The 17,672-nt window shown below is 61.9% G+C and carries 17 protein-coding genes; 10 read left to right on the top strand and 7 right to left on the bottom strand.

Annotated elements, in window-relative coordinates; genetic code table 11:
- Window positions 1–96: 96 nt before the first annotated feature.
- A complete protein-coding gene (locus ACU0FH_RS05715; protein WP_088632173.1) occupies window positions 97–489 on the top strand; it encodes a DUF3307 domain-containing protein in 393 nt (130 codons plus the stop codon).
- A gap of 25 nt (window positions 490–514) precedes the next feature.
- On the opposite strand, the gene ACU0FH_RS05710 is transcribed toward ACU0FH_RS05715, so the two are convergent.
- Entirely contained in the window at window positions 515–1,885 is a 1,371-nt protein-coding gene (locus tag ACU0FH_RS05710) for a hypothetical protein (protein WP_446193752.1), read from the bottom strand.
- 61 nt (window positions 1,886–1,946) lie between these two features.
- Window positions 1,947–2,558, bottom strand: coding sequence for a polysaccharide biosynthesis/export family protein (locus ACU0FH_RS05705; protein WP_238372523.1), 612 nt, complete (start codon window positions 2,556–2,558; stop codon window positions 1,947–1,949).
- Window positions 2,559–2,921: 363 nt separating this feature from the next.
- Between ACU0FH_RS05705 and ACU0FH_RS05700 the strand changes: the two genes are divergently transcribed.
- The gene (locus tag ACU0FH_RS05700) at window positions 2,922–3,140 is read left to right on the top strand and encodes a hypothetical protein (protein WP_446193751.1); all 219 of its coding nucleotides are present in this window, start codon (window positions 2,922–2,924) and stop codon (window positions 3,138–3,140) included.
- A gap of 132 nt (window positions 3,141–3,272) precedes the next feature.
- Here the strand turns inward: ACU0FH_RS05700 and ACU0FH_RS05695 are convergent, their stop codons facing one another.
- Complete coding sequence (locus tag ACU0FH_RS05695; RefSeq protein ID WP_446193750.1) at window positions 3,273–3,791, bottom strand: MarR family winged helix-turn-helix transcriptional regulator; 519 nt, start codon at window positions 3,789–3,791, stop codon at window positions 3,273–3,275.
- A 337-nt stretch (window positions 3,792–4,128) separates the two neighbouring features.
- Here ACU0FH_RS05695 and ACU0FH_RS05690 point away from each other — a divergent pair, with 337 nt between their 5' ends.
- The 6 genes from ACU0FH_RS05690 to ACU0FH_RS05665 all read left to right on the top strand — a co-directional run bounded on the left by ACU0FH_RS05690 (window position 4,129) and on the right by ACU0FH_RS05665 (window position 10,005).
- Window positions 4,129–5,619 carry an ABC transporter substrate-binding protein gene (locus ACU0FH_RS05690; RefSeq protein ID WP_446193749.1) on the top strand — a complete coding sequence of 497 codons (1,491 nt, stop codon included), beginning with the start codon at window positions 4,129–4,131 and terminating at the stop codon, window positions 5,617–5,619.
- A 67-nt stretch (window positions 5,620–5,686) separates the two neighbouring features.
- The gene (locus ACU0FH_RS05685; RefSeq protein ID WP_446193748.1) at window positions 5,687–6,631 is read left to right on the top strand and encodes an ABC transporter permease; all 945 of its coding nucleotides are present in this window, start codon (window positions 5,687–5,689) and stop codon (window positions 6,629–6,631) included.
- Window positions 6,628–7,446, top strand: coding sequence for an ABC transporter permease (locus ACU0FH_RS05680; RefSeq protein WP_446193747.1), 819 nt, complete (start codon window positions 6,628–6,630; stop codon window positions 7,444–7,446). The genes ACU0FH_RS05685 and ACU0FH_RS05680 overlap by 4 nt, the downstream gene beginning before the upstream one ends.
- A complete protein-coding gene (locus ACU0FH_RS05675; RefSeq protein ID WP_446193746.1) occupies window positions 7,447–8,421 on the top strand; it encodes an ABC transporter ATP-binding protein in 975 nt (324 codons plus the stop codon). It begins immediately after the preceding gene.
- A complete protein-coding gene (locus ACU0FH_RS05670; protein ID WP_446193745.1) occupies window positions 8,418–9,191 on the top strand; it encodes an ATP-binding cassette domain-containing protein in 774 nt (257 codons plus the stop codon). The genes ACU0FH_RS05675 and ACU0FH_RS05670 overlap by 4 nt, the downstream gene beginning before the upstream one ends.
- A gap of 1 nt (window position 9,192) precedes the next feature.
- A complete protein-coding gene (locus ACU0FH_RS05665; RefSeq protein ID WP_446193744.1) occupies window positions 9,193–10,005 on the top strand; it encodes a metallophosphoesterase family protein in 813 nt (270 codons plus the stop codon).
- Window positions 10,006–10,014: 9 nt separating this feature from the next.
- On the opposite strand, the gene idi is transcribed toward ACU0FH_RS05665, so the two are convergent.
- Window positions 10,015–10,545: an isopentenyl-diphosphate Delta-isomerase gene (gene idi / locus ACU0FH_RS05660; protein ID WP_446193743.1), complete on the bottom strand. Its 531-nt coding sequence runs from the start codon at window positions 10,543–10,545 to the stop codon at window positions 10,015–10,017.
- Window positions 10,546–10,721: 176 nt separating this feature from the next.
- Between idi and ACU0FH_RS05655 the strand changes: the two genes are divergently transcribed.
- On the top strand, window positions 10,722–11,162 hold the full coding sequence (locus tag ACU0FH_RS05655) for a c-type cytochrome (protein ID WP_446193742.1): 441 nt from the start codon (window positions 10,722–10,724) through the stop codon (window positions 11,160–11,162).
- 195 nt (window positions 11,163–11,357) lie between these two features.
- Here the strand turns inward: ACU0FH_RS05655 and ACU0FH_RS05650 are convergent, their stop codons facing one another.
- The 3 genes from ACU0FH_RS05650 to ACU0FH_RS05640 form a co-directional block, all read right to left on the bottom strand.
- Window positions 11,358–12,536 (bottom strand): iron-containing alcohol dehydrogenase, encoded by a 1,179-nt coding sequence (locus tag ACU0FH_RS05650; protein WP_446193741.1) that lies wholly within the window; start codon window positions 12,534–12,536, stop codon window positions 11,358–11,360.
- Between the two features lie 104 nt (window positions 12,537–12,640).
- Window positions 12,641–14,293 (bottom strand): AMP-binding protein, encoded by a 1,653-nt coding sequence (locus tag ACU0FH_RS05645; protein WP_446193740.1) that lies wholly within the window; start codon window positions 14,291–14,293, stop codon window positions 12,641–12,643.
- Between the two features lie 49 nt (window positions 14,294–14,342).
- Window positions 14,343–16,253: a flavin-containing monooxygenase gene (locus tag ACU0FH_RS05640; RefSeq protein WP_446193739.1), complete on the bottom strand. Its 1,911-nt coding sequence runs from the start codon at window positions 16,251–16,253 to the stop codon at window positions 14,343–14,345.
- Between the two features lie 168 nt (window positions 16,254–16,421).
- Between ACU0FH_RS05640 and ACU0FH_RS05635 the strand changes: the two genes are divergently transcribed.
- Complete coding sequence (locus tag ACU0FH_RS05635) at window positions 16,422–17,666, top strand: serine hydrolase domain-containing protein (protein ID WP_446193738.1); 1,245 nt, start codon at window positions 16,422–16,424, stop codon at window positions 17,664–17,666.
- Window positions 17,667–17,672 lie beyond the last annotated feature (6 nt).

Genomic DNA, 17,672 nt, shown 5'->3' with positions numbered 1-17,672 from the left:
AACCCGCAAACCCTTGTCCTGCTTGCAAGACCAGCGATTGCGGTACCGCCACGATCCGCCTAAGCTGACCTTGAACGTGCAGTAACGGAGTTCGCCTTGCCAGCAACCGTAAGTTCGGTCCTGATCCTGCTGAGCCTTTTGCAGATCAAGCACATGTTTGCGGATTACTTCCTGCAGACCCCGCGCATGCTGTCCGGCAGGGGCGAATATTTCCACCTCGGACGCGCCGAACATGCGGCCGTCCATGCCTTTGGTTCGGTCATCGCCTTTTTCATCGTCGGAGCTTCGCCCGCTTTTATCGCCGTCATGGCCGTGCTTGAATGGATCGTGCATTTCAACATCGACTGGGGCAAGGCCCGCTATTCCGAGATGAAGGGCTATGGCCCGAACGAAGCGGGCTACTGGCGCGCCAGCGGCTTCGACCAGGCGCTGCATCACCTGACCTATCTCGCGATGGTGTGGATCTGGGTGGAATTCTCCGCGGTCTGAGCCGACCCGCATAGGGCTGTCTGGATTAGAACAGGTCGAAACTGCGCGACAGCCGCAGGAATATCTCCTGCGACTCTCCTTGGCCGACATTCTCTTCCTCGCGCATCCGCAGGTTCACGCCGGTCGACAGGAACCAGTCTTCAGTCAGCGAATGCTGATAGCCAAGCTCAAGGCTCGAGCGGCTGACCTCGTTGGAACTGGCCGTGCCATCAAGCTGGTAGTAAAGGATATTGGCGACAAGGCTCGAATAGGGCGTCAGGTCATGACGATAGCGCGCCGAAAGCTGCGTGCTGAACCGGTCCTCATCATCCGAATCCGAGGTGACCGCACGATTGACCTGCAGCGAATAAGAACCTTTCTGCGTGTCCCGGTTGTAATTCAGCCCGCCCACGACCTCGGGCGAAGCGCCGCCAAGACTGGTGAGGCCAATGTTGCCGCTGATCGACCCAAGCGGCAGATCCAGATTGCGGGATATACGCAGCGTGTCGATCTCGTTATCGTTCGTGCGCCGGATGCTATAGCCGACGCTGTAGCCGCCGTTGGGTAGTTTGCCGTTATAAACCAAACGCCCCGTCGTGCCGCCGTTGTCATTCGTGTTTGGAAGCCCGTCGTCGGTGTCGGTGTAACCAAGCCGCGCCGCAATCGAACCGCCGGAAACCAGATCACGGTCGAACCCGAATTCGACGGTGCGCGTCTCTTCATCCGGGCTGCCGGTATCATCATTGTAAAGCGAATAGCGGAAGTCCGCGACGGCCGTGTTGATCGGGTCAATCCGGAACAGCGCCGTCATCTGGGCAGAGGTACGCTCGAAATCGTTCAGCGAGTTCGAGGTTGTATCGCTATACTCAACCTTGAAACTGTCAGCCTGAAACCGCAGCCCAAACGGCGAGTAGAGCCCGGTTTCGAACCCGACCCTTGCCGTATAGGTGCGCCGCGTGCCGGTCCCGGTCAGATCGCCAAGGTCCGTCGGCGGGATAAGCACGCCATCGTCGTCGAACTCGGCGCCGATGACATCGGACACGTCCGTTTCCCGTATCGCCGCCGAAAAGTTGAACCGCGCATTGGCACCTTCACGCGAATAAAGAACTGTCATGAAGGGGTCGACAAAACCGGTGCTAAGCGTGGTGCCCGAGGCCGGGCTGCCATAACGCCCGGACCCGCCGAGCGAGAAGTTGAAAGTCTGCGTCCGGGTGATGCTGGACATATCAAGGCGCAGCCCGGTGGTGGAAAGCGAACTCGTGCCTTCCTCGGGGTCATTCGGGTTTCCCGGAATGCCCAGTCCGAGGTTGTCGCCATAGGTGAAGCCCTGGGTGACACCCAGCGTGGCGTGAAAGCCCGCATTGCTGTCATCCTGCGCCCAGCCGGGCTGTGTCGCATAAATGACAAGGGACGCCATTGCCGTCCCGCCTATCAGCGCCCTGATTTTCAACCTGCTCCGCCCCGATTTTTGCAAACGGTTATTCGAATAGTTTTCGTGCTGGTACGACGATCACATCGCCCTTGGCAAGAACTGTTCCGCCAATGCTTGTCCGGCCCGCGAGAACATCGTCGTAGTTGAAGGCATAAACCTTCTGCACGCCCGAACTGTCGGTCCGGCGCAACTGAACCCGCTTGGTGGCCGCAAAGCGCGAGAAGCCGCCAGCGATGGCAAGCGCCTGAAGCAGCGTCGTGCCCTTCTCGACCCTGGCCAGGCCGGGCGTGTTGATTTCGCCCATAAAGTAGACTTCGATGTCGCTGGAATAGGTGCCGGTCGACTTGGGGGCCTCACCCAACTGAACCAGCGAAACGGTCACAGTCGGGTCGCTTGCGAAATTGCTCGACAGGCGCTGGGTCACGTCAGAACGAACCTGGTCCACCGTACGCCCGCCGACCGCCACGGTCCCGGCCAGCGGCACGGTGATACGGCCATCGGGCAAAACCAGCGATTCACGGTTAAGCGAGGAATCCTCGAGAACTTCGACACGGACGACGTCGCCCGGCTTGATGCTGTATCCATCCTGCGCCATCGCGGCGAGCGCCATGAACTGCGCAGCAAGAAAGACAGTCACAATTTTGAAAACACGCGTCATAGCAGCTTCTCTGTCCATTTTCCTGTTCCCGCCAGCCCCACGGACCGGCGGTGTTTCGACTTTATTACAGTAAACAGGACCTTGATGCACCTGTGCCGTTTCTTCGGCAAGAGTTTCGTGCCGCGCAGGCAACACCCCCAGCCCGCTTACCGCTGCCCGAGTCGCCCCAATTTGTGGCATTTACAGTCACTTTTCGACACATTCACGGGCTATCGGCGGTTTTTTGCCCTTGTTTTCAAGGTCATTGACAGATTCCAAATTGGGTTCAAGCGCGCCACAATCTCCCGAAATCCGCCTTATTTCCGTCAAACTTCAACGCTCTTATGGTCTCCAGTGAACGGAACTTAGTGAAAGGTACATGTTATGGCTCTCGGACTGATGCTTCTCGGCGGACTTACCGGAACCATCGCTGCTGCGATCACCCTGTTTTCAGGCGCGGGTTTCCTGATGGCGCTAGGCATGTATTCCCTGACCGGCAGCGCGACCGCACTGGGCATGGCCGTGGTACTACACGTTGCCGCCCTGATCCGCAGCGCCTCCGAGCGCCCGCCGCTGCTCATCAAGCATTACGCAACGGCCTGATAGGGCCTTTACCACCCCTTCACTAGCAATGCGTTCCGCGCCGCCCGGTCAACACCGACGCGAAACGCCCATTTTCGAATTTTCCCTGGACTGGACGATGGCTGGCGGGTTTTCCCGCCAGCCATTTTCTTTTCAATCGCGCTCGCGCGTCGGCGGCACGCGAAGGCCACGCTCGGCAGCAGCGGCTTCATCGGCCTTCAGATTCTCGATCACTGCTTCCAGCGCCTCCTGAAGAGCGACCTGTTGTGCAGGCTCAAGCCCGCGCACGGCGACCTCATCGACTTCCAGCGTGAGTGGCTCGAGCACGGGCTTCAGTGCCTTGCCTTCTTCCGTCAGGAATGAATGCAATCTACGGTTGTTTCCCGTCATCGTTCGTCGCGTGATCAAACCGCGCTCTTCCAGCTTTTGAAGTGCGCTGTGTGTCGTGGGTTCCGTCAAGCCCACGCGCTTGCTCAACTCGCGCTGAGACAGCCCATCCTCCACCCAGAGCACACGCAGGAACGACCACTGTCCGATGCTCACGCCATATTGCGAAAGACGTATCTGAAGCGTGCGCGTAAAGTGTCTTGCGGCCCTGCCCACCTCCCGGGAAAGGCGGTTACCGTCCTGTACTTCGGCGCCGGTCCCATCCATTGTCTGATCTATTGTCACGCTTGTTCTCCTTTCACCCGCAGGCCGGGCTTGTTCTTGGCGACTTGTTTTTGATGCTGATATTGGGTTAGGAGTTCGCCCAGCCTAGTACAACCTATAGCAGATATCTAAGATTCAGGAATCTGCTCATTACGTCGGGTGACAAATGGTTGACCTCGCGTAAACTCATGGAACCATCAAAGGGAAACGCTTTCATCAATCGGTGCCTCTTTCGTCACCCGCATGTCATGTGACGCATATAAGCGTTGACCCCGTCGCGCGGGCTCGGGCACTCTTTCGATGTCGAACCATCTGCGGCCGGTGCATCCTCGATGCCCGAAAGACCCAAGGAGTTTCCATGTCACTGCTTTCCACCACCCTATCCCGCGTCACCCTGTCGGTCCTGCTGGGCAGCACGCTTTGCGCCGCGCCCGCGCTTGCCACCGATCTGGTCATCGGTCTCCAGCAGGAACCGACATCGCTCGACCCCACCGCCGACGCCACCGCCTCGATTGACGGGATGCTGGCCGCGAATGTTTACGAATCGCTGACAACCGTGACCGAAAGCGGCGAAGTGGAGCCGGCGCTGGCTGAAAGCTGGGACATCTCCGAAGACGGGCTGACCTACACGTTCAAACTTCGCAAAGGCGTCAAATACCACGACGGCACCGATTTCGATTCGGCTGACGTGATCTTTGCCTTCAACCGCGCGATGGCCGAGGACAGCACCAACCCTTCCAAGAGCATTTTCAAGCCCATCGATACGGTCGAGGCCCCCGATGCCAATACCGTCGTCATCACGCTGAAGAACAAGGACGCCTTCTTTCTCTTCAACCTCGCGCAGGGCGACGCTTCGATTATCGCCGAGGAATCGGTCGATCTGAACAACGCGACACCCGTCGGCACCGGCCCCTTCAAATTCGACAGCTGGACCCGTGGCGACCGCCTCACTCTGACCAAGAACGAAGACTGGCACGATGCCGACAGCGTTCAGCTTGACCGCGTCGAATTCCGCTTCATCTCGGATGCTGCTGCCGCCAGCGCCGCGATGATGGCCGAAGAGATCGACGCCTTCCCCGGTTTCCCCGCGCCCGAGATGATGCCCCAGTTCGAAGCCGACCCGCGTTTCAACGTGGAAATCGGCAGCACCGAGGGCGAAGTCATCCTCGCGATGAACAACTCCAAACCGCCCTTCGACAATATCGAGGTGCGCCGCGCCATTTCCACCGCGATCAACCGTGACGAAATCATCGACGGCGCGATGTACGGTCAGGCCGTGCCCATCGGCAGCTTCTACCCGCCGCATGGCCCGGCCTACGAGGACCTAACCGGCCTCTATCCGCATGACGCCGAAAAAGCCAAGGCGATGTTCACTGAGGCCGGTGTCGAAGGCACCGAGATGACCATCCGCGTGCCCCCCTTCCCCTATGCCACCCGCTCTGCCGAGATCATTCAGGCCGAGCTGGCCGATGCCGGCATCAACGCCAAGGTGGAAAATGTCGAATGGGGCTTCTGGATCGACGAGGTCTACAAGAAAAAGAACTACGACATGACCATCATCGCCCATACCAGCCCCAACGACATGGGCAATTTTGCCAAGGGGCCTGACTATTTCTACGGCTATGACGATCCGGAGTTCACCAAGCTCTGGGACGACATCCAGACCGAGGCCGATACCGACAAGCGCAACGCGCTGCTGAAACAGGGGCAGGAATACCTCGCCGATCAGGCCGTACACGGCTTCCTGTTCCAGCTGCCGCGCCTCAGCGTGATCCGCACCAATGTGGACGGGTTCTGGAAATCCGCGCCGGTTCTGTTCCAGCCGCTGGCAGGTGTGACCGTCAACTGATCACGGATCGGGCCGGACGCATCGCGCGCCCGGCCCCCTGCCCCTAGGCAGGCAAGATAGAAGACATATGGCCTATTTCCTGTTCCGCCGGACGCTCGGCTTCGTGCTGACGCTGCTTGCAGTGTCCATTGTCGTGTTCGCCGTGATGAACATCCTCCCCGGCGATCCGGCCCTGACCATTCTCGGCCTCGACGCGACAGAAGATGCGCTTGCCGCGCTGCGCGAACAGCTTGGCCTCAACGACCCGCTGCTCAGCCGCTATTTCAGCTGGATAGGCAATGCGCTGACCGGAGATTTCGGCATCAGCCACTCCTTCCGCGTTCCCGTGTCGGAACTCATCGCCGAGCGTCTGCCGATGACACTCTCGCTCGCCGTTGCGGGCATGATCTTCACCGTCATCCTTGCCCTGATCATGGGCATCGGTGCCGCCGCCAATCACCGCAAGGCCGGGGACTGGGGCGTGATGTTCCTCAGCCAACTCGGCATCGCCGTCCCCGCCTTCTGGCTCTCGATGCTGCTCGTGCTGCTCTTTGCCGTCAAACTCCGCTGGCTGCCCCCCGGCGGTTTCCCCGGCTGGAGCGACCCGGTCGCGGCCATGCGCGCGCTGATCCTGCCCACCGTGGCGCTCGGTCTCGTGCAATCCTCGGTGCTGGCCCGCGTAACACGCTCTTCCGCGCTCGAGGTGATGCGGCAGGATTTCATCCGCACCGCCCGCGCCACCGGCTTTTCCCGTCAGCGCGTTCTCTGGCGTCACGTGCTGCCCAACGCGCTGGTGCCCATCGTCACCATCGTAGGCATGCAATTCGCCGCCCTCGTGACCGGCACCATCGTGATCGAGAACGTGTTCTACCTTCCCGGCCTCGGGCGGCTGATCTTCCAGTCCATCGCCAACCGCGACCTCCCCACCGTACAGGCGCTGGTGATGCTCTTTGCCGCCATCGTTGTCACCGCGAATTTCATCGTCGACCTGCTCTACGTGGTGATCGACCCCCGCCTGAAGGCCCGCGCATGAAACGGCTGCCCGTCAACCTGCTGATCGGCGCGGCGCTTGTCCTGTTAGTGATCGGGGCCGCCGCCCTGTCGCTGATCTGGACACCGCATGACTACACCGAAATGAACATCCGCGGTAAATTCGGCCCGCCCTCCGAGGTCCACTGGCTTGGCACCGACCAGCTTGGCCGCGACGTGGTCTCGCAACTCATGGCGGCAGCGCGGAATTCCATGGCCGTGGCCCTCGCCGCCGTGCTGATCGGCGGCTCCATCGGCACCGCCCTCGGCCTGCTCGCCTCCGCTATCGGCGGCTGGGTCGAGGATCTGGTGATGCGCATCGCCGATATCGGTTTCGCCTTCCCGGCGTTGCTTTTCGCGATCATGCTCGCCGCCGTTTTCGGCCCCTCGCTCACCAACGCGATACTTGCGATCTCTTTCATCAACATCCCCGTCTTCGCCCGCGTCGCCCGCGCCTCGGCCAACCAGATATGGACCCGCGAATACGTGACCGCCGCGCAGGCCGCCGGTCTGACCCGCGCCGCCATCTCGCGCGATCACATCCTGCCCAATATCGCCGCGCCGATCATCGTGCAGGCCACCATCGAATTCGCCGTCGCCATTCTGGCCGAGGCTGCGCTTTCCTACCTTGGCCTTGGCGCGCAGCCCCCCGCGCCCTCATGGGGCCGGATGCTCTCCGAGGCACAGACCCTGATGTACCTCGCGCCGCAACTGGCGATATATCCCGGCCTCTGCATCGTCACCGCCGTTCTGGGCTTTGGCCTGCTGGGCGACGGGCTGCGCGACGTGACGGACCCTCGACTGGTACGGGAGCGCTAGATGTTCGATCTCACCAACCTCTCCGTCCATTTCGGCCCCGCCACCGCCCTGCGCGAAGCAAGCCTGACCATCCGCCCCGGTGAACGTCTCGGTATCGTCGGCGAAAGCGGCTCGGGCAAATCCATGCTCGCCCTCTGTCTGATGGGCATGGCGCCCGAGGCCGCCACGCTTTCGGGCACGCTCACCATCGACGGGCGCGATATGGCAGACGCGACCGAGCGGGACTGGCAAGCCCTGCGCGCCCGCCGCGTCGCGATGATCTTTCAGGAACCGATGGCGGCGCTCAACCCCCTCTCGCGCGTGGGCGATACGGTGATGGACCCGCTGCGCCTCCACCTCGGCCTCTCGAAACAGGCCGCCCGCACCCGCGCGCTGGATCTCTTTGCCGAGGTCGGCATCCCCGACCCTGCGGCCCGCCTGCGCCAGTTCCCCCATGAACTCTCCGGCGGCCAGCGCCAAAGGGTGCTGATCGCTCTCGCGCTCGCCTGCGACCCCGACCTGCTCATCGCCGACGAACCCACTACAGCGCTTGACGCCAACGTAGCCCTGCGCATCACCGACCTGCTGGTGCGCCTCTCGGCTGAACGCAACATGGCGCTGCTTTTCATCAGCCATGATCTGGCCGCCGTCGCCCGCGCCACCAGCGACATCGCCGTGATGTATGGCGGCGATATCGTCGAACGCGGCCCGACCCGAGCGGTTCTCGACGCCCCCGCGCACCCCTACACACGCGGGTTGCTTGGCGCACGGCCCAGCGCCACAGCGCTCCCCCGCGACGCCAATGGCAAACGCGCCCGCCTGCCCACCATCCCCGGCACCGTGCCGGGCATGGCCGATCTCCCCAAAGGCTGCCGCTTTGCCGGTCGTTGCCCCGTGGAACTGCCCCGTTGCGCCAGTGAGCGCCCCGCCCTCACGAAACCCGGCCCCGACCGCAGCGCCATCTGCCATGTCCTGTCGCAGGAGGTGAGCGCATGACCACCCTTGTCGAGGTAAAATCGGTCTCTCGCCACTACCGCATGCCCCGCGAACACTTGCTGCGCGCGCCAGAGATGCTGACCGCCGTTGACAGCGCGTCATTCACCCTGAACCGGGGCGAAACCCTCGGCATCGTCGGCGAAAGCGGCTCGGGCAAATCCACGCTCGCCCGGATGGTCATGGCCTTCGAAGCCCCCGACAGCGGCGAAATCCGCTTCGACGGCACCGACATTCACGCCCTTGGCGCATCCGATCTGCGCCGCATGCGCCAGCGATTCCAGATGATCTTTCAGGACCCGTTTGGCTCGCTCGACCCGCGCCGCAAGATCGGCTGGTCCATCGCCGAACCCCTCCGCGTCACCCAATCCGAAGCGCCCGCTCACAAGACCGCCGAGGCGCTGGAGCAGGTTGGCCTGCGCGCCGCCGATGCCGACAAGTACCCGCACGAGTTTTCCGGCGGCCAGCGCCAGCGCATCGCCATCGCCCGCGCCATCGTCACCCGCCCCGACCTCATCGTCGCGGACGAGGCCGTCTCGGCGCTCGATGTCTCGGTGCAGGCCCAGATCCTCAACCTGCTGATGGACCTTCAGGAAGAACTGGGGCTTGCCATGCTCTTCATCAGCCATGACCTTGCCGTGGTCGCCAGCATCTGCGACCAACTTCTCGTGATGCAACATGGCAAGACCCTCGAATACGGCGCCGCGACCCAGATCCTGAACGCGCCCGCCCATAACTATACGAAATCCCTGCTAACCGCCGCCGGAGCCTGATATGACCCGTTTCCTCCACCTCACCGACCTGCATGTCTCGCATCCCGATCTCAAGGATCCCAACCTCCACTCCGACACGCCCGCCACCCTGACCCGGCTGGTCGAGGTCATCTCTGCGATGGACCCTGCCCCCGATTTCGTGGTGGCCAGCGGCGATCTCACCAATCACGGCGACGAGCTGAGTTATGAACTGGTCAAGGAACTTCTCGCCGACCTGCCGGTGCCCGTGGTGCTGGCGCTGGGCAATCACGACAAGCGCGAAGGCTTCAACGCCGTGTTCCGGGACGGCCCCTCGGACCGGCCGTATTTTCATGACCAGATCCTCGCCGGCCTGCATGTCATCACTCTGGACACCGGCGTGCCGGGCAAGGTCGCGGGCGCCATCGACGCGGAACAACGTTCATTCCTGACCGGAAAGCTCGCGCAGGAACCCGACCTGCCAAAACTGCTGATCCTGCACCACCCGCCCCGCATCGACCCCGAGGGCCTGCCATGGGGCAGCATCGACACCGACAGCACGGAATTCCTTGCCAATGCCGTCGAGGGTTACAAGGTCGTCGGAATCCTGAGCGGCCATATCCACATCAACCAGGTGATCCACTGGCACGGCATCCCGGTCGTGGTCTCGAACGGAAATCACTCCACCGTGGACCTGCTCGAGCGAAAAGACATGCGCATCATCGAAGGTACCGGTTTCGCCATCTGCGATATGCGTCCCTCAGGCCTAACGGCGACCTTCGTGCCGTTAAGCCCCGACCGCGCGCAGCTCGCCTTCATCGATCAGGAAAGACTGCGCGCACTCAGCCTGCTCTAAAACCTCAGATCAATCGCCGGGGCCGAAAATCGCCCCGGCATGATCCGCCATATAGATCCGCATCCACGGGGTGAAATCCAGCGGCCGCGCCGCAATCTCCCCGATCAGGGCTTCGTGGTCGATCCAGCGCACCCGGTCGACCTCTTCCGGGTTGGGGCTTACATCCAGCTCCGCCGGAGCCTCGGCCACGAAAAGATCGACCAGCTCATGCTCGGTAAGGCCATTGCCCACATCCGCGCGATACTCGATCTGCCCGCGCGCCGATGGCTCCAGACCGTGAATCCCCAACTCCTGCCCCAGACGACGATGAGCGCAGTCCATCGGGTCTTCTCCCCAGTGCGGATGGGTGCAGCAGGTATTAGCCCAAAGACCCGGCGTATGGTACTTGCCAAGCGCACGACGCTGTATCAGCACCTCCCGCCCCCGGATGACGAAAACGGAAACCGCCGGATGCCGCAGCCCGCGGCGATGCACGTCGATCTTGTCCACCGGCACAAGCGCCCCATCGACCCAGGCCGGGATATCACTGAATCCGCTCATATCCACACCTCCGGCAGGAACCAGCGCGCTACGGGCGCCGCATCAAGGCCCGCCCCTTATCCTCCCCCGCCGCGCGAGACAAGAATGACACATCCCCAAGGTGCGACATCAATACATTTTTTCCTCTGCACCGGATGCTTTAGTCATAAGTCAAACGCTACAGCAAGGAGCCACGCATGAAACCGACCGCCATCCTCGCCACCCTCGCCCTGAGCCTCGCAACCCCGGGCCTCGCCGACAGCCACGCCTCGGGCGATGCGACTAAGGGCGAGCGGGAATTCAACAAATGCCGGTCCTGTCACACCATCGTCTCCGACAGCGGCGATGCCATTGTAAAGGGCGGCAAGGTCGGCCCGAACCTCTACGGCATCCTGAACCGCACGCCCGGCAGTGTTAACGACTACAACTACTCCGAAGGTATGGTCGCCCTCGGCGAAACCGGCATCGTCTGGGACGAGGCCCATTTCACCGATTACGTCATGGACCCGACCGCCTACCTCAAGGAGCACACCGGCGACAGTTCCGCCCGCAGCAAGATGACCTTCAAACTGAGAAAAGAAGAAGACGCGGCCAATGTCTGGGCCTATCTCGTATCAGTCGGCCCCGATGCCGAATAGAACTCAATCCATATAGGGCAACGTCTGAAAAAGGGGCCAGCCCCTCTTGGCCTGACGGCCAATTCACCCCGGGATATTTGAAACCCAAAGAAATTGAGGATTCGCCTGCTTCTTTGGGTCTTAAAATATCCCCGCCGGAGGCAATCCGAGGAAGCAGCCGAAGGCGGATGACGAGTAGAATAGAATTGGCGAAGTTTACTTCGCCAACTCCAGAATCTGCATCACGTCGGCGGGTTCGGAAATCGGGCGGGGGTTCGTCTTGCCCCAGATGTCATCCATCGTGTATTCCGCGACCTGCTGGAAGCGGTCTTCGGTGACATCCACCGCCGACAGCGAGCGCGGCATGCCAAGGTCGGCGATGAACTCATCCACCAGTTCCGAGGCCGGGGTGTTCGGCTGACCGAAGGCGTCGCGGATGGCGGCCTGCCGGTGGTCATTCACGTTCTCGTTCCAGCGCAGCACAAAGGGCGACATCACGCAGGACGTGTAGCCATGCGGCACGTCGCAGAGCCCGCCGAGCACGTGACCGATCGCGTGGCTGGCGCCCATCGGCACACCGGCGATGATCGGCAGCATGGATTGCCACACGCCCATCTGGCATTTCATCCGGGCGTCGAGATCGCCCGGGTCGGCCTTGACGCGGGGCAGGCCCTCGATCAGCAGTTTCAACGCGCTCATCGCCTGCCCGTCGCTAAAATCGTTGGAGTGCAAGGATTGAAGGGTTTCGATCGCGTGATCCAGCGCGCGCACACCGGTCGAGAGCCACAGCCATTCGGGCGTATGCACGGTCATCGCCGGGTCGAGGACCAGGGAAACCGGCGCCATCATGCGCTCCTGATAGCCCTGCTTGTGCTTGCTGACCGGATCCGTAGAGCCGGAAAGCGGGTTGAACTCGCCACCCGAAAGCGTCGTCGGCACACAGATCGTGCGGATATCCTGCGCCTCAAACTGCGGCAGAACCATCGCCCCGGCGTCATCCACCGTGATATGATAGGCCTCCATGTCGTCGGCATTGCGGATGTCGTGTTTCAGCATGACCGGCACGATCTTGGCGCAGTCGGTGACCGATCCGCCGCCGACCGACACGATCAGGTCGGCCCCGGCGTCGCGCGCCTGTTCGGTTGCCGCCATCACGTCGGTCCGGGGCACATGGGGCTGCACGCCGCTGAACGTGCCGGCGTGACGGTCCCCCAGCGCGGCTTCGATCTGGGCGATTTCATCGGTATTCTTTACCAGTGAATCGCTGGCGATCAGGAATACGCGCTTATTGTCCATCATCTCGGCTTCGGCCTTGAGCGACTGGGCCGCGCGTTCGCCAAAACGCACCCGTTCCGTCGATGTCAGCACCACCATGCCCTTGTTGAGTTCCGACATGTCTTCCTCCTCCTGGTAAATCCAATGCGCTGCGCACGCCTCCTCCGCGCCGCAGTGTATCCGCCGGGGCCTGCAAGGCAGGCCACCGGTTATATCGTTCGAAATCAGGCGGGCGTGCGGAATCGCTCGCCCTTGATCGAGCGGCCCTCGGCCTCGCGGTCCCAGGTGTCCGGGGTCACGCCTTCGCTGCGCAGCTCGTGTTTCAGAACCTTGGCGCTCGGCGTCTTCGGCAGGCTCTCCATCACCCGCACGTAGCGGGGCACCATGAAATAGGCCATCCGGTCCTTGAGGAAATCGATCAGCGCGCCGGGGTCGATTTCCTTGTCGGCCACCGGGGCAACGCAGATCAGCACGTCATCCTCGCTATGTTCGCTGTCGACTGCCACGGCGGCCGCCTCGAAGACATCCGGATGCGCCAGAACTTCGGATTCTACCTCGAAGGACGAGATATTCTCGCCCCGTCGGCGGATCGAATCCTTCATCCGGTCGGTGAAGAAGTAATTGCCCTCCTCGTCGCGGATAAAGGCGTCGCCCGAGTGGAACCAGCCATTTCGCCACGCCTTGGCCGTGGCCTCGGGCATCTTGTGATAGCCGCTGTTCATCGCCCATGGCCGGTCGGTGCGGATGATCATCTCTCCCATCACGCCTACCGGCACTTCGCAATCGTTCTCATCGACCAGCCGGACCTCGACACCGGGCCGCGCCTTGCCGCAAGACCCGCGCACCGTCGGGTTGGGCTCGGAGACGATGGGAGTGGACACCTCGGTCATGTTGAAGATCGTGTAGACATCGACACCGAAACGTTTCGCAAAGCCCTCGGCATTCGAGGCCAGCGGCACCATCAGCACCGTGCGCAGCGGATTGTCGGTATCGTCTTCGCTGGCCGGTTGTTTCTCGAGAAAACTCGCCATCACGCCCAGCAGGAAGGCGACGGTCGCGCCGGTATTTCGCACGGATTGCCAGTAGGTTGCCGTGTCGAACCGGTCGACCACGGCAATCGATGCCCCCCGCGCAAGCAGGCAGAACATCGGACCCATGCCGCCGATATGGAACATCGGCGCGTTGATCATATAGCGGTCGTCTTCGGTGACAAAGGGCCAGCTTTCCGGACCCGCATTGGAAAACAGGTGCAGGTAAGAGGTCAGCACGCCCTTGGACGGCCCCGTTGTCCCCGAGGTAAAGATGATCGCCATCGGATCCCAGGGCTCGATGGTCCGCGCCAGCGGCTTCAGTGAGCCGCTTTCCGGCTCCAGCACCTCGTCATAATGCTTGTGAGGCAGGGGCGCCTTGTCGACGGTGCCCCCGGTCACAAGGATCTGGTCCAGCGCGGCAAGGTCGATGCCCTCCAGCCGCTCCACAAGGCTCGATTCCACCACGGCCAGTTTGGCGTCGGACACGTCGATCACGTGCTCCAGCAGCTTGCCCTTATAGGCGGTATTGATCGGCACATAGACCGCACCCAGATAATTCAGCGCGAAAAAGATACGGATCTGCTCGCGGCAGTTGGGCATCCAGACCAACACGTGATCGCCTTGCGCCACGCCAAGGTTTTGCAGGCCAAGCGCCGTCTGCACGATCTTTTCGCGCAAGGAGGAATAATCCCATTCCTCGCCATTGTCGTCGAATTTGACAAAAACCTTGTCAGGGCGTTCCTCGGCCCAGCGGTCAATCAGGTACCGTGTCACCACGCCATTGCGCGGCGGGACACGGGGGTCGGTGGTTTCGGGTGCAATAGGGCTGTCTTCAACGGTCAGCATCTTTTCCTCCCCAGAAAATGCCAGTGTTTCATTTACGCACGCCTGCTATTCAGGCGTCGAGAATATAATCCTCAAGATCGGCGTCGCGGGTCATGCGCCAGAAGTCATCGTGCCGCCAGGGCGTCAGCGCGACGACCCGGCCCCGCGAATTGCGATACCAGTTTTCCATGCCCTTGTGGGTCCAGACCATCGCGGCATGGGCGGCATCGACACGTTCGTTGTAACTCTCGTAGACCTCGGGTTTCGGCTCCACCAGATGGGCGCCTTTCTCGAACACCTGTTCCAGTAGCCGCACGATATAGTGGATCTGCGATTCCACCGGGGTGATGACGCTGCCGCCATGCCCCAGACCCGTGTTGGGACCCAAAAGGGTGAACAGGTTCGGGAACCCCGGCACGGTCGAGCCAAGATAGGCGCGCGCATTGTCGCCGTCCCAGACATCACACAACCGCTGTCCATCGCGCCCGAACACATCGAGCGAGGCGAGCAGTTCCGTTGCCTGAAACCCGGTACCAAGGATCAGCACATCGGCTTCGAATTCGCGGCCATCGGCGGCGACCAGCCTGTTGCCACGCACTTCTTTCAGGTGTTCCGGCACCAGCGTCACGTGATCGCGGGCCACCGTGCGGTACCAGCCATTGTCCAGCAGCATCCGCTTGCCGAAGGGCGGGTAATCCGGCAGCACATCGGGCAGCAGGTCCTGCCGGTCGCCCAGCTCCTCTTTCATATAATCGATGAACGCCTGCCGGTGCCGGTCATTGGTCCGGTTGATCGCCCGCGCCGGTTCCTCCCATTCGGGATCGACCTGAAGCGAGCTGTGGATACGGTCGTTGAACGTCCAGGCCAGCCGCTGCCGATACCATTTCTGGTAAAGCGGCACCTCGCGCAGCAACCACCGGATCGGCTCGGGCACGGGTTTTCGAAACTGCGGAAACGGCGCGGCCCATTGTTTCGAGCGCGCGAAAATCACCATCTCGCTGACCTTGTCCGCAATCGCCGGGACCACCTGCATGGCGCTTGCGCCGTTGCCAACGATGGCCACGCGCTTGCCGGTCAGATCAAGGTCCTCGGGCCATTCCGCCGTGTGGCAGGCCGGACCGGGGAAACTTTCAAGCCCCGGAATCGGCGGCACTTTCGGGATGCTCAGCACGCCGACCGCCGAGAATATCGCGCTCACGCGGCGAGTCTCGCGGCCGTTCGGCCCCGAGGTTTCCACGACCCACTCGCCAGCGTCTTCGTCGAACTCGGCGCGGTCCACCTTGGTGCCGAACCGTACGTAATCGTACAGCCCGTTATCCCGCGCGACCGTCCGGAAGTAGTCGAACAACTCGTCGCGCAGCGCAAAATAATGCGACCAGTCATATTGCGCGAAGGAATAGGAATAGAGATGGTTCGGCGTATCCACCCCCGCGCCGGGATAGCGGTTCTCGCGCCACGTGCCGCCGAAATCCTGCGCCATCTCGATCATTTCAAACGGGATGCCCGCCGATTTCAGCCGGATCGCCGCGCAGATGCCGGACATGCCGCCGCCGATGATCAGCACGTTGAAGCCTTCGGGCGCGTCCACGGGCGTCCGTTTGAACGACTTGTCGGCCAGTTCCGCCGCCACGATCTGCCCATAGGCAGGTGTCACCTGTTCGCCCATCGCCCGGCTCAGCATGGTTGCCGCCAGATCGCCCGAGGGTTCGGGTAGTTCAACCTGCCCATTCTCGTGCCATTTGCGAATCTCGCCAAAGGCCGCGGCGCGAATCTCGTCCTGAATCTCCTCGGGCAGACCGCCGCTGTCATTATCGTCCAGCCCGCGCCCGCGCTTGGGCGTATACGGGGCTTCCATCCAGTTCAGATCGCCGGTGAGCTGCACCAGAACCATCAGCAAAGTCGGCACGTTGGCCAGCTTCACGGCCTCGGCAAGCTGCGCTTCCCAAGTGTCGCCCAAAGGTTTTTTCTCTGCCACTGCCATGATTTCAACGGCCCTCCCCGACCTCGTATTTCCCGATCCCTTTCCGGCCAAAGCCGCGATCTCGGGGCTAAACATGACTCCAACACTTGACATAAGTCAATAGATTAGGTCATTTGTTTTAATTATTCGACTTAACATCGAATCCGGTCAACTGAAGGGGAGGTCAGTATGTCCATCATGTCCAAGACGTCAGACCTGCAAGAGGTTTCCGAACCCGGTGTGTCCGGCATCTGCCGGGACGACCTGCGCCCCGTGGCCGAGGCATTTGCCGAGAATTTTAGATCACGCGGCGAACTCGGCGCGTCGCTCTGCATTCACCTCGACGGTGAGCCTGTTCTCGATCTCTGGGGAGGTCAGACCAGCCCCGATGGCGGTGCATGGCAAAAGGACACGATCCACGTGATCTTTTCCTGCACCAAGCCCGCGACCGCGCTGTGCCTGCATCTTCTCGCGGCGCGCGGAGAGGTCGATCTGGACGCGCCCGTCGCCACCTATTGGCCGGAATACGCGCAGAACGGCAAGGAAAGCACGACGCTGCACATGTTGCTGGACCACAGTGCCGGACAGCCCGCCCTGCGTACCCCACTCAAGCCCGATTGCCTGACCGACTGGTCCTACATGGTCGAACATCTGCAGCAAGAAGAGCCGTTCTGGACCCCGGGCACGCAAGTTTCCTACCACGCCGTGACCTTCGGCTTTCTGGTGGGCGAGGTCGTGCGCCGCGTCTCGGGCAAGTCGCTCGGCCAGTTCTTTCACGACGAAATCGCCACCCCGCTCGGGCTCGATTTTTCCATCGGCCTGCCGGAAAAGGACGAGGATCGCGTCGCGCCGGTGATCCCCCATCGCCCAAGCAAAGAAGCACAGGATACGCCCTTTCTGAAAGCCGCCAAAACCCGCGACACCGTGCCAAATCTCTTTGTTTTCAATAGCGGAGACTGGGCGATAAAGGGCGTGAACAGCCGCGAAGGACGCGCTGCGGAAATCCCGGCGGCCAATGGCGTAACCAACGCGCGCGGGCTGTCGAAGCTCTTTTCGACCCTTGCCACGGGGGGCGCTGCGCTGGGGCTCGACCCCGACTATATCGCCAGCTTTTCGCAGGCCAGCGCGGCAACCCATCGTGACGCGACTTTCATCGCGCCGTCGCGCTTTGGCCCCGGTTTCATGCTGAACATGGGCCGTCGCCCGACTCCGGAAGGCCCCGAAAGCCTGATCATGGGCCTTAAAGCCTTTGGCCACGTGGGCATGGGCGGCTCGCTCGGCTTCGCCGACCCCGAGTGCCGTCTCGGCTTTGGCTATTCGATGAACAAACTTGGCGGCGGGCTGCTGCTGAACCCGCGTGGCCAAAGCCTTGTCGACGCCACCTACCGCTACCTCGGCTACCGAAACGACACTTACGGATACTGGGCGCGCTAGCGCCAA

The organism is Heliomarina sp., from assembly GCF_052826185.1.
This window is presented reverse-complemented; position numbering and strand designations above follow the sequence as displayed.

Excerpts from the sequence above, each read along its gene's own strand:
- ACU0FH_RS05705 (WP_238372523.1), bottom strand. The coding sequence starts at position 2,558 with ATGACGCGTGTTTTCAAAATTGTGACTGTCTTTCTTGCTGCGCAGTTC.
- ACU0FH_RS05675 (WP_446193746.1), top strand. The coding sequence starts at position 7,447 with ATGTTCGATCTCACCAACCTCTCCGTCCATTTCGGCCCCGCCACCGCC.
- idi (WP_446193743.1), bottom strand. The coding sequence starts at position 10,545 with ATGAGCGGATTCAGTGATATCCCGGCCTGGGTCGATGGGGCGCTTGTG.
- ACU0FH_RS05670 (WP_446193745.1), top strand. The coding sequence starts at position 8,418 with ATGACCACCCTTGTCGAGGTAAAATCGGTCTCTCGCCACTACCGCATG.
- ACU0FH_RS05645 (WP_446193740.1), bottom strand. The coding sequence starts at position 14,293 with ATGCTGACCGTTGAAGACAGCCCTATTGCACCCGAAACCACCGACCCC.
- ACU0FH_RS05680 (WP_446193747.1), top strand. The coding sequence starts at position 6,628 with ATGAAACGGCTGCCCGTCAACCTGCTGATCGGCGCGGCGCTTGTCCTG.
- ACU0FH_RS05690 (WP_446193749.1), top strand. The coding sequence starts at position 4,129 with ATGTCACTGCTTTCCACCACCCTATCCCGCGTCACCCTGTCGGTCCTG.
- ACU0FH_RS05650 (WP_446193741.1), bottom strand. The coding sequence starts at position 12,536 with ATGTCGGAACTCAACAAGGGCATGGTGGTGCTGACATCGACGGAACGG.
- ACU0FH_RS05700 (WP_446193751.1), top strand. The coding sequence starts at position 2,922 with ATGGCTCTCGGACTGATGCTTCTCGGCGGACTTACCGGAACCATCGCT.
- ACU0FH_RS05685 (WP_446193748.1), top strand. The coding sequence starts at position 5,687 with ATGGCCTATTTCCTGTTCCGCCGGACGCTCGGCTTCGTGCTGACGCTG.
- ACU0FH_RS05710 (WP_446193752.1), bottom strand. The coding sequence starts at position 1,885 with ATGGCGTCCCTTGTCATTTATGCGACACAGCCCGGCTGGGCGCAGGAT.
- ACU0FH_RS05640 (WP_446193739.1), bottom strand. The coding sequence starts at position 16,253 with ATGGCAGTGGCAGAGAAAAAACCTTTGGGCGACACTTGGGAAGCGCAG.
- ACU0FH_RS05635 (WP_446193738.1), top strand. The coding sequence starts at position 16,422 with ATGTCCATCATGTCCAAGACGTCAGACCTGCAAGAGGTTTCCGAACCC.
- ACU0FH_RS05655 (WP_446193742.1), top strand. The coding sequence starts at position 10,722 with ATGAAACCGACCGCCATCCTCGCCACCCTCGCCCTGAGCCTCGCAACC.
- ACU0FH_RS05665 (WP_446193744.1), top strand. The coding sequence starts at position 9,193 with ATGACCCGTTTCCTCCACCTCACCGACCTGCATGTCTCGCATCCCGAT.